The organism is Lysinibacillus fusiformis (assembly GCF_002845985.1).
Taxonomy (GTDB): domain Bacteria; phylum Bacillota; class Bacilli; order Bacillales_A; family Planococcaceae; genus Lysinibacillus; species Lysinibacillus fusiformis_D.
Map to the genome: position 1 here is coordinate 385247 of NZ_PDFK01000002.1, position 11933 is coordinate 397179.

At 38.7% G+C, this 11933-nt stretch carries 9 protein-coding genes and 1 other annotated feature; all 9 genes read right to left on the minus strand.

What is annotated here, in order from left to right:
* Positions 1–62: 62 nt before the first annotated feature.
* On the minus strand, positions 63–1379 hold the full coding sequence (locus CRI88_RS07945; RefSeq protein ID WP_283778264.1) for an amino acid permease: 1317 nt from the start codon (positions 1377–1379) through the stop codon (positions 63–65).
* 91 nt (positions 1380–1470) lie between these two features.
* Positions 1471–1703, minus strand: a binding site (T-box leader).
* Between the two features lie 129 nt (positions 1704–1832).
* Positions 1833–2810 (minus strand): electron transfer flavoprotein subunit alpha/FixB family protein, encoded by a 978-nt coding sequence (locus CRI88_RS07950; RefSeq protein WP_101966536.1) that lies wholly within the window; start codon positions 2808–2810, stop codon positions 1833–1835.
* A gap of 47 nt (positions 2811–2857) precedes the next feature.
* Positions 2858–3631, minus strand: a complete 774-nt coding sequence (locus tag CRI88_RS07955; RefSeq protein ID WP_036128240.1) for an electron transfer flavoprotein subunit beta/FixA family protein — start codon at positions 3629–3631, stop codon at positions 2858–2860.
* Between the two features lie 113 nt (positions 3632–3744).
* Positions 3745–4518 carry an enoyl-CoA hydratase gene (locus tag CRI88_RS07960; RefSeq protein WP_036128241.1) on the minus strand — a complete coding sequence of 258 codons (774 nt, stop codon included), beginning with the start codon at positions 4516–4518 and terminating at the stop codon, positions 3745–3747.
* Between the two features lie 14 nt (positions 4519–4532).
* Positions 4533–5114 (minus strand): TetR/AcrR family transcriptional regulator, encoded by a 582-nt coding sequence (locus tag CRI88_RS07965; RefSeq protein ID WP_036128243.1) that lies wholly within the window; start codon positions 5112–5114, stop codon positions 4533–4535.
* 147 nt (positions 5115–5261) lie between these two features.
* Positions 5262–6956: an AMP-binding protein gene (locus tag CRI88_RS07970; RefSeq protein ID WP_101966537.1), complete on the minus strand. Its 1695-nt coding sequence runs from the start codon at positions 6954–6956 to the stop codon at positions 5262–5264.
* A 428-nt stretch (positions 6957–7384) separates the two neighbouring features.
* Positions 7385–7798 (minus strand): DUF350 domain-containing protein, encoded by a 414-nt coding sequence (locus tag CRI88_RS07975; RefSeq protein ID WP_036128246.1) that lies wholly within the window; start codon positions 7796–7798, stop codon positions 7385–7387.
* A gap of 22 nt (positions 7799–7820) precedes the next feature.
* Entirely contained in the window at positions 7821–10187 is a 2367-nt protein-coding gene (locus CRI88_RS07980) for an endonuclease MutS2 (protein ID WP_101966538.1), read from the minus strand.
* 18 nt (positions 10188–10205) lie between these two features.
* On the minus strand, positions 10206–11915 hold the full coding sequence (gene polX, locus CRI88_RS07985; RefSeq protein ID WP_058844334.1) for a DNA polymerase/3'-5' exonuclease PolX: 1710 nt from the start codon (positions 11913–11915) through the stop codon (positions 10206–10208).
* Between the last annotated feature and the right edge of the window lie 18 nt (positions 11916–11933).

Consider the following 11933-nt stretch of genomic DNA (forward strand, 5'->3'; position numbering starts at 1 on the left):
GAACAATCTGCCTGCAATGTATTTTTTATGAAAAACTGTGTCGAAAAAAACTATAAAGACCATTAATTGGCTTGATAACGACCTTTCCATACATAGGTGAATGTTATAAAAAGATAAATGCCTAACGTAATGCTTGTCACGATAATAGATGTTGTAAAAATAATCCCAATTAAAATCGCACTTAACGCCATAATGGCAATCCATGTTGTATACGGGAACCATTTTACTTCATAGGCACTTGTATGTTCTGCTTGTTTTTTACGGGATTTCAAATGGGCAATCGCAATAATTAACCAAATAAATAACACGGTATAGCCAAGTGATCCCATTAGAAAATCAAAAGTCTTGCTGCCAACATATAAAGATAGAATAACTCCTAAATACATCGCTAATGTACACATTAAAATAGCATATACTGGCACTTTTCTTTTAGATAAGTGGGCAAATATTTTAGGAACCCGTCCGTCTACAGCTTGTGTATATAGTACACGGGATGAGCCATAAAGCCCTGAATTCATGGAAGAAATAATGGCAAGTATCACAACAGCATTCATAATGTGATCTGCGCCTGGAATGCCAATCATTTTGAACACCATTACAAAAGGACTTTCAGGAACTCCGTTTACTTCATTCCATGGAATCAAGCTTACGATAATAAAGAAAGGCAGTAAATAGAATGTAACAATACGTACTAATGTACTACGAACCGCTTTTGGCACTACTTTCTCAGGATTTTTCGTTTCTGCTAATGTAATCCCAATGATTTCTGTACCACCATAAGAATAAATAACAACTAACATAGCAGCAATTAATCCCATAGATCCGTTAGGGAAAAAACCACCGTGCTCAGTTAAGTTAGAAAAACCAACGGCGCTATGGTTTCCAAACGTAGCAAGTAATAAAATAAGTCCTGCTATAATAAAGACAATAATAACGGTAATTTTGATCAATGCTAGCCAGTATTCTGTTTCCGCAAATATTTTCACCGATAATAAATTAATGGCTGTCACTAACACAGAAACAGACAGGGCAAGTATCCAAATTGGATATTCTGGCAACCAATATTGAATAAAAATAGCGGCGACGACAGATTCTGCTGCAATATTTAAAACCCACATTTTCCAATAGATCCAATCTAGGAAATAAGCAGGGTATTTTCCCAACACTGATTGAACTAAATCTCTGAACGTTCTTGCGTCTTTATTTCGAACAGCCATTTCTGCTAGACCTTGCATGACAAATAATAAAATAATGCCCCCTATTAAATAGGCAATCAGCACTGAAGGTCCTGCCATATCAATGGCTGCACTACTTCCTTTAAATAGACCTGCTCCGATGGCTCCACCTAACGCCATCATGGTGATATGACGCGAGGTCATAGTTCTTGTTAATTGTTGCTTGTTCTTTTCCACTTTCTTACCTCCTAAAAATCAAAAAAGCATATCATCTACTCCTTCATCATCAAATGAAAGAAGAGACGATATGCTATCAGCAAACCGCGGTACCACTCTAATTGGTTCTTGAGAACCCAGCTTAAAAACCCTGTAACGAAGGTTAATCGTCAAACAAATAGAATAATCCGACAATTCTATTTATGTTACCACTCCTAGGCAAGTTCAAAGTCTTATTGGTCTGCGTTGCACCATCCCGCAGCTCTCTTCACCGAATAATGAGCTTTTACTACTCCTAATCTTTGCGTTTCTAATCATTATTATTGTATCAATCACTATACTGGGTAACGTTAATTATGTCAATATTTTATTTTGCGATAATTTTCAAATAGTACTTCATCACAAAAAAAGCAGGAAGGATTAGCCCTTCCCGCTTGTGCATTACGCGTTTACTTTTAACGCTTTAAATTCTTCTATTAGAAGTGGGATCACATCGAATAAATCTCCAACGATACCATAATCCGCTACTTTGAAAATATTAGCTTCTGGATCTTTATTAATAGCAACAATTACTTTTGAATTTGACATTCCTGCTAAATGTTGAATCGCTCCCGAAATACCAGCCGCAATATAAAGATCTGGTGTGACTACCTTACCAGTTTGACCGATTTGTAGTGAATAGTCACAGTACTCAGCGTCACATGCACCACGTGATGCTCCAACTGCACCGCCTAGTAAATCTGCTAGCGCTTTTAATGGTTCGAAACCTTCTTCAGATTTCACCCCACGACCACCAGCAACGACTACTTTCGCTTCTGATAAATCAACACCTTCTGAAGATTTACGAACAACCTCTTTAATAATTGTGCGAAGGTTTGTAATATCAACAGTGATTGCAGACACATCGCCATTTTTACCTTCTGCTTTTTCTAAAGGTGTAATGTTATTTGGACGAATAGAAGCTAAAACAACGCCTTCTTTCACTTTCACTTTTTCAAAAGCTTTACCAGAGTAAATTGGTCGGATGAAGACAACATCATCGCCTGCACCCTCAATAGCAGTAACATCAGATACTAGACCTGCTTGTAATTTACTTGCGATTTTTGGTGATAAATCTTTTCCATTTGCTGTATGTCCAAAGACAATGCCAGCAGGTTTTTCTTGCTCGATAACAGCTAATAGTGCTTGACTATAGCCATCAGATGTATATTGTTTTAAATGTGGGTGTTCCACTGTTACTACGCGGTCAGCACCATATTCAAATAATGGTCCTGTTAAACTTGCTACAGCATCTCCTAAAAGTACCCCAACAACTTCGCCACCATCAGCTATTTGTTTTGCAGCTGCAATTGCTTCGAAAGAAACATTACGTAAGCTTCCTTCACGAACTTCACTTAATACTAATACTTTTTTTGACATAGCATATTCCCTCCGTTACCCTTTAAGATTCGATTAACATCAAATAATTAAACAACTTTTGCTTCTGTGTGAAGTAGATTTACTAGCTCTTTTACTTGTACAGAAAGGTCGCCTTCTAGAATGCGGCCTGCTGCTTTTTGAGCTGGCAAGAAGATATCTACTGTTTCAATCTTCACTTCTACATCATCTTCATCGATATCTAAATCATCTAACTCAAGCTCTGCAAGCGGTTTCTTTTTCGCTTTCATAATACCTGGTAGAGATGGGTAACGTGGCTCATTTAAACCTTGTTGAGCTGTTACTAGTAATGGTAAAGAAGTTTCAATTACCTCTGAATCTCCTTCGATATCGCGAACAATTTTCGCAGATGTTCCATCAATTTCAAGCTTTGTAATCGTTGTTACATAATTTATATCTAATAAGTCTGCAACACGTGGACCTACTTGACCTGAACCACCATCGATCGCAACATTTCCTGTTAAAATTAAATCAGCCTCTTTATCTTTTAAGTATTCCGCTAATAGATAAGCTGCTGCATTTTGGTCTAACTCATCTAAATCGTCTTCCGTATTAATTAGCACTGCTTCGTCTGCTCCCATGGCAAGTGCTGTACGTAATTGCTTCTCTGCATCCTCGCCACCAATTGTCACTACTGTTACTTTACCACCAGCAGCATCGCGAACTTGGATTGCTTCTTCAATGGCATATTCATCATAAGGGTTGATAATGAATTCTGCGCCGTCCTCTTGGATTTTACCACCCGACACTACGATTTTTTCTTCTGTATCAAACGTACGTTTAATTAATGCAAAAATATTCATATATCCATACCTCCTGGAACGTTTTATAATTCTAAGTAAACTTATAAATATTATATATTTTCAGTTTCGATAACGCCGATAACATCTTAAAACTGTTATCGACATTTGGGAAATTATTTGCCAGTAAACACAGGCTCACGCTTTTCAATGAATGCTTGAATTCCTTCTTTGGCATCTTCTGATACGAATACTGTCCCAAAGGATGTTGCCTCTGCTTCAATGCCCTCATAAAATGATGCATGCTTTGCATATTGCAATGTTTGAATAGCTGCTTTTAAAGCAATTGGGCTTTTCTTTGCAATATTTTTCGCAATTTTCAGCGTTTCATCTAGCAGTGCTTCGTCTGAGAATGTACGATTCGCTAAGCCCCACTGCACGGCTTCTGCACCAGTAATTGGCTCACTTGTAAACATCATTTCAGCAGCCTTTGCTACACCTACATAACGTGGTAAGCGCTGTGTACCGCCAAAGCCAGGTATAAGACCTAATTGTAGTTCAGGTAAACCAAGTTTTGCCGATTCAGTGACAAATCGCATATGACAGCTCATGGCTAATTCAAGCCCACCGCCTAATGCCGCACCATGAATAGCTGCAATAACAGGCTTCGAGAATGATTCAACTCGCTCAAATACTTGCTGCCCGTTGCTAGCTAGCTTCGTAAATTCTTCTCCAGATTCTACCCCAGTAAATTCTTTAATATCTGCCCCTGCAGAGAAGAAACGGCCTTCGCCATGAAGTACAAGGACTCTTACTGCATCATCGTGTTCAACAGCATCTAAGACAGCGTTAACTTCTGCAATAATACCGCGAGATAATGCATTTGCTGGTGGACGTGCAATTGTAATAATCGCTACCCCATCTTCTACTTTCCAACTTAGAAATTCCATTTCTCCACATCCTTTTAAGCTTTAATGCCGTTCAGGATTAATGCCTGAACCTTTGGAACTTGTTCCATCAAATCATATCGATAGTCATTCATAACCCACGACGTAATCGTTTCATCAATTGTTCCAAAAACCATTTGTCGTGCCAAGCGTACATCCATCGTCTGATTAAACTCCCCTGAAAGCATACCTTCGACTAAAATTTGATCGAGTAAATGTAAATACTCACGTAGTACACCATTAATTTTTAATCGTAAGTCTTTGTTTGACTGGCGAAGCTCTAATTGTGTGACGGTTGCTAGGTATCGATCTGTCGCAAGAACATTAAAATGATTGGCAATCATTCGTGAAAGTTTGTCACGAGACGTACTTCCATTTTCTATTATATCTTGTAATGACTCTACAAAAACAGCCATTTTTTCATTAAAGACAGAAATTAATATATCTTCTTTATTTTTAAAATATAAATAGATTGTTCCATCGGCCACCCCTGCCTGTTTGGCGATTTTCGATACTTGCGCTTGGTGATACCCATTTTCCGCAATAACGATGACAGCTGCATCAATAATTTGCTTATATTTCGGCTTATCTCGTTTCACTTTTATATCACCACCTAAAAAACATGCGCACGTCTACAATATCAATATGACGTGTGAACCTAAAAAAATATGAAAATATGAATGGTCATTCATTCATATTTTCATATTATATTTTACAGCATTACTTGTCAATACTTTCACACGTATTTATTTCGCTTCTTTATTCGCCAATTTTGTTTTTTCTTCGTCTACCAAAGAGCGGCGTAAAATTTTTCCTACGGCTGTTTTTGGTAGTTCCTCTCTAAATTCATAATAACGAGGAACTTTAAATGCCGCTAGATGCTGACGGCAATATTTATTTAATTCGTCCTCCGAGATCGAATATCCTTCTTTTAAAACAATATAAGCTTTTACTGTTTCTCCACGATACGGGTCAGGTATGCCTGCAACAACACACTCTTGAATTTCTTCGCGTTCGTATAACACTTCTTCCACTTCACGAGGATAAATATTAAAGCCACCCGCTATGATCAAATCTTTTTTACGATCCACTACATAGAAGAAACCCTGCTCATCCATATAACCAAGATCACCTGTTAAAAACCAGCCATCGACAAATGTCGCTGCTGTATCCTCAGGTCGGTTCCAGTAGCCCTTCATCACTTGTGGACCTTTGACAGCGATTTCACCCACTTCGCCAACTGGAAGCTCTTCCGTATCCCCTGTACGTAAAATAACAGCTTCTGTATTAGGCCAAGGTAAACCGATTGAACCAATCACTCGCTTACCCCAAATTGGCGTAGCATGTGTTACAGGTGATGTTTCTGTTAATCCGTATCCCTCTACAAGCTTCCCACCAGTAACCGCTTCAAATTTCTCCTGAACTTCAATTGGCAATGAAGCAGAGCCACTTAAGCACGCCTTAATAGATGATAAATTATAATTCGCAATGTCTGGATGATTTAGAAGACCAATGTATAAGGTTGGTGCACCGGGGAAAAGTGTTGGTTTTTGTTTATCAATCGTTTTTAATGCCGTTTCAGCATCAAATTTCGGTAAGAGCACCATCTTATTTTGAGTGAATACTGATAATAGCATAACCGTTGTCATACCATAGACGTGGAAGAATGGAAGAATGCCCATAATGGTCTCTTCACCATGCACACATTTATACATCCAGGCATCACACATTGTCGTATTGGCAATTAAATTTTTATGGGTTAACATAACCCCTTTTGGGAACCCCGTTGTTCCACCAGTATATTGTAGGAGTGCTAGGTCTTCTTCAAAATCAAATGAGATATGATCAATTACCTTAATCGGTGCAGAGCGCATGATTTCTGAAAATAAATGATTTTGCCCGCTATGTTCAACCTTGACACTAAAGCCATACTGCTTTTTTTGAATAAATGGATAGACTAAATTTTTTGGGAATGGTAAATAATCTTTAATGGCTGTCACGATAACATTTTCAAGTGCTGTCTCTTTCATAATTTTCATCACTCTTGGATATAAAATATCCATGACAAGAATAACCTTTGCACCTGAATCAGCCATTTGGTATTGAAGCTCACGTTCAGTATAAAGTGGATTTGTTTGTACGACAACAGCACCTGCATACATAGCGCCGTAGTAAGCGATTACACTTTGTGGCGAGTTAGGTAGCATAATGGCTACTCGATCTCCCTTTTCCACACCTAATGCTTGTAAATAGTTTGCGAACCTTAAAGCTGACTCATATAGCTCGGTGTACGTCAAATCCTTCCCCATAAAATGAATCGCAACTTTGGATGGATTCTTTTTATAGGCGCGTGTCAAAAACTCTTGCACTGGAATTTCCTCAAACGTTAAAGACGGTGGTACTTCTTCAGGATAATTTGCTAGCCATGGTTTTGCTGTCATACGTCCTCTCCCCTTTGTCCCAAACTTTGTCAATTCTTATATTTATTATAATGAAAAAGAAATGCAGTTTCAAACAGAAAATAGAAAATAAATGCATTTTCGATTAATTATTATGCAATTCACAACATTAATATGACAGATGGTTAGTCTGTTTTATTTGCATACACCTTATGAATCCTCATTCATTCTCAAATCTTTCAAATAGAAAATTATGAGGATATTCCTATACTATAAAAATAATTATTTATTCAGGTTATGGAGAAAAATGAATAGCTGTTAGCAGAAATTGAAGTAAATACAAAAAACGCACCCTCATAAGAGAATGCGTTTTTTACTTAAACAGTCATCATATAGTAGACGCCCACTGCCAAAAATGCGATACAGACAATGATTAGTACTTTTGCTAATTTTTCCATGTCATGACACTCCTATGCAATACTTGCCCCAATTACAAACGATAGACCGACTGAAATGGTAAAGGAAATGAAACCAACTGAGCGATTATCATTGGCAATCTCTTGATCTACATTAAAACGAGGTGTCATAAATTCAAATAAGAAATACGCTACAATCAATAGTGTAAAGCCAAAAAGACCCCAGCCAATCATTTCACTTAATGTGCTATGGCGTGCAATGGAAAAACGAAAGATATTGCAAATCCCTAGTATTTTTCCACCTGTTGCAAGGGCCACAGCAACATTACCATTTTTAATTTCTTCCCAATTCTTATATTTCGTAACGACTTCGAACAATGCCATCGAGACGACTAAACATAATACAACAACACTAAAATATCCTGCCGTTTCGATAATTGGATATCGCCAAAAGCCAGAATTCAGCATTTTTCTCCGTCCCCTTTATAGCTTATTTCAATTCAACAACTGTGACGCCTAAGCCCCCCTCGCCGGCTTCACCAAAACGGAAGGATTTCACGCGCTTATGCTTCTTTAAATAGCTTTGAATACCTTGACGTAAAGCCCCTGTACCAACCCCATGAATAATAGACACACGCCCATAATTAGCGAGTAACGCATCATCAATATATTTCTCTGTTCTTAAAATAGCGTCCTCATAGCGTTCACCACGCAAATCTAATTCTAATTTTACATGGCTATTGCGATTTTTCACACCAGCTGTTCGTAATACCGTCTCTTTTTCAGGCTTAATATACTCTAAATCACTATCAGCGATTTTCATTTTTAAAATCCCCATTTGGACAACCCATTCGGTATTTGACACTTTTTCTAACAAAGTACCTCGTTGACCATAGCTTAACACCTTTACCTCGTCCCCGACAACTAAGTTTTGCGCACGTGCTTTTACTTGCGCTGCTTTTTTCAGTACTTTATTGTCTTCAAGTGGTGTTGCTTCTTCCAGACGTTTACGTGCTTCAATCAATTCGTGCTCCTTGACAACTTGATCAGCATTTTTGCGCATTTCTCGAAGCTCTGCAATAATCGCTTCCGCTTCTCTTTTCGCTTCATCAACAATTTTACGAGCTTTTTCCTTTGCTTTCTTATCAAGTGCCTCTTTACGCTCTTCATAGGCTTGTAATTTATCTTGAAGCTCTTTACGTAAAGTTTCCGATTCTACTAGCAATGCATGGGAACGTTCTGCATCATCTTCTGATTGGCGACGTGTTTCCTCCAATGAGGCAATCATCGATTCAACCTCATGTCGATCTGTCCCTGTAAAGCCTTTCGCACGATCGATAATGGATTCAGGCAGTCCAAGACGACTGGATATTTCGAATGCATTAGAGCGCCCAGGTACACCAATAAGTAGACGGTAGGTTGGACTCAAAGTTTCAATATCAAACTCTACACTAGCATTGGCAACACCTGGTCGATTATAGCCATACGCTTTTAGCTCAGGATAATGAGTTGTAGCCATTACACGTGCACCGCGTCCATGTACTTCGTCTAAAATGGAGATAGCTAAGGCTGCTCCTTCCTGAGGATCAGTACCTGCTCCTAATTCATCGAAAAGAACAAGTGATTCATGATCAAATTTTTGTAGAATATCTACAATATTGACCATATGAGACGAGAACGTAGAAAGTGACTGCTCAATTGATTGCTCATCACCAATATCAGCAAACAATTGCTCAAATACAGCAAGTTCTGAGCCATCTAATGCTGGCACTGGTAATCCTGCCTGCGCCATTAATGTACACAGACCTACCGTTTTCAATGTTACCGTTTTACCACCTGTATTAGGACCCGTAATGACAATAGCTGTAATTTCTTTGCCCAATTCAATATCATTCGGAATAGCTATCTCTATTGGTAGAAGTGGATGACGTGCACGAACTAGTCGAATATAGCCATCCTTATTCATTTTAGGCATTGTACATTTATTGGCTTGTCCATATTTGCCTTTAGCTAAAATAACATCAATATCCCCTAAAACTTTCACTAAATTAAATAAATCTGATGCTACTTCTTGCACCATTGCACTTAATGCCAGTAAAATACGCTCAATTTCCGCCTGCTCCTTCATTTTTAAGCGATGAATTTCATTATTCGCTTGTACAACAGAGTCTGGCTCGATAAATAAGGTTTGACCAGAAGAGGATTGGTCATGGACAATCCCGCCATAATGGTGACGATATTCTTGTTTAACAGGAATAACAAAGCGATCATTACGAATTGTCACAAGTGTATCAGAAAGCATTTTCGCTGCATTACTTCCACGAATTAAACTTTCCAGCTTAGAACGGACTTTCCCTTCTTCAGCTCGTAAAGATTGGCGTATAGAACGCAACGTTTGACTAGCCGAGTCTAAAACAGCTCCATTGTCATCAATACAGTTGTTGATTTCATGTTGCAAACCTGTTAAAACAGGTATCGCTTCCTTTTTCGCGATGAAATGTGGAATTTCAATCACTTCATCAGCCTCTAAATCCTCAATGAAATTACGTAAAATTCTACTCGCTCGAATTGTGCTCGATATTTCCATTAATTCTATTGCTGCTAGCATGCCTCCTATTTGGGCACGTCTTGCAGATGGTCGTACATCAAATATTCCTCCCATTGGAACATTGCCTTTAACACGTAAAATGGATAATCCCTCATCCATCTCCTCTAATAATTGTACTACTTTATCAAAATCTGTTTGTGGTACAAGCTCCTCAATGGCAGATTTCCCAATAGAGCAAGTACAATATGAGGCCACTTGTTGCCGAACTTTATCGTATTCTAGTGTTTTCAATGCGCGTTCTGCTATCACTGAGAACACCTCCTCAACCTATTTATTTCGTCGTATGAACGCCTCAAATTGTTCAAGCGTCCATGTATTCACTATCATATCTTTCGGTAGCCATGCTCTATTGGCATAGCGAACACCGATATCCATAAAACGTAAATGCGCTATATCATGAGCATCTGTATTAATGGCTACAGGTACACCTGCAGCTAAAGCCATTTCCAAATGTTCCACACATAAATCTAAACGATACGGATTTGCATTTAACTCTAAAATTTTACCATATTCCTTCGCCCACGCAATCAGCTGTTTCATATCAGGATTATAGCCATCACGATCCTCAATAATTCGACCAGTTGGATGGGCAATCATATGAACATAAGGATTTTGCATGGCCGTTAGTAAACGTGCCATAATTTTATCTTGTGATTGTGTAAAGCTCGAATGAATAGAAGCGATAACAAAGTCTAACTCTTTTAACACTTGATCGTCGAAATCAAGGGAGCCGTCTGGCAAAATATCCATCTCTGTCCCTTTAAACAAATGGAAATCTGGATGTGTTGCATTAAATGCCTCAATTTCCACACGCTGTTTTTCTAAACGCTCCGGTGTTAAACCATTTGCTACTTTTAGAAATTGTGAATGATCTGTAATAACGCTATATTGATAGCCACGCGCTCGTAATGCCTCGCCCATTTCTGCAACAGAGTATGCACCATCAGACCAGGTCGTATGCATATGTAAATCTGCCTGAATATCCTCTAATCGCACTAACTGTTGAATCGTCTTTGTATTATCAAATTCCACAGTTCCTGTACGTAAGCTTGGTGGAATCCAAGGTAGGTCAAAATGAGCGAAAAATGCCGCTTCATCTGAAAACGTTATAACGGTACCATCTTCCTGTTCAACGCCATATTCACTAATTTTTTCACCACGCGCTTTGGCAAGTTGGCGCATACGCACATTGTGGTCTTTTGACCCTGTAAAATGATGCAAGGCAGTTGCATATTCATTGTCCTTCACTAAACGGAAATCAACACCAACTGGCTCCTCTAAGTCTAAAATCACTGAAATTTTAGTATCTCCCGCTGCCACTACTTCTTGGATGGCTAATCCATTTAATAACTTTTCACGTACAGCCTCAACTGCTTGTGTCACCACAATAAAATCAATATCTTTACTTGTTTCTAGCGCCCGACGGAAGCTTCCAGCAACTGAAAAACGTTCCACTTCCTTCATACTACCTAGAAGCGCCTCTATTTGTAAAACCACAGGCTCAAGCTGCCAAATTGGTAAACGTTCTGAGCGATTCGCCAAATTAGCGAGTTCCTTTAAAATTTTTTCCTCTGTTTTTACAGCAAAGCCTGCTAATTCACGAACTTTCCCTGCTTCACAAGCTGCCTTTAAGCTTTCTGCTGAGTCAATGCCTAGCTCTTGGTGAAGCTTCGCAATCTTTTTACCTCCCAAGCCTGGCAATTTTAACAATGGCAATAATCCTTTAGGGACAATGTCTTCTAGTTCTTTTAACAAACTCGATTCACCTGTTACCATCAAATCCTCAATGACAGCAGCCGTTCCTTTACCAATCCCTTTAAGTTTTGTTACATCGTCCATTTCACTTAATGAACGCTCGTCCCCCTCCAGTGCTGCAGCTGCTTTCCGAAAAGCAGATACCTTGAATGGGTTTTCTCCTTGTAGTTCCATATATAAAGCAATTTTTTCGAGTGTGCGAATAATTGTTTTTTTATTCATTGGTAATTCCCCCTATCG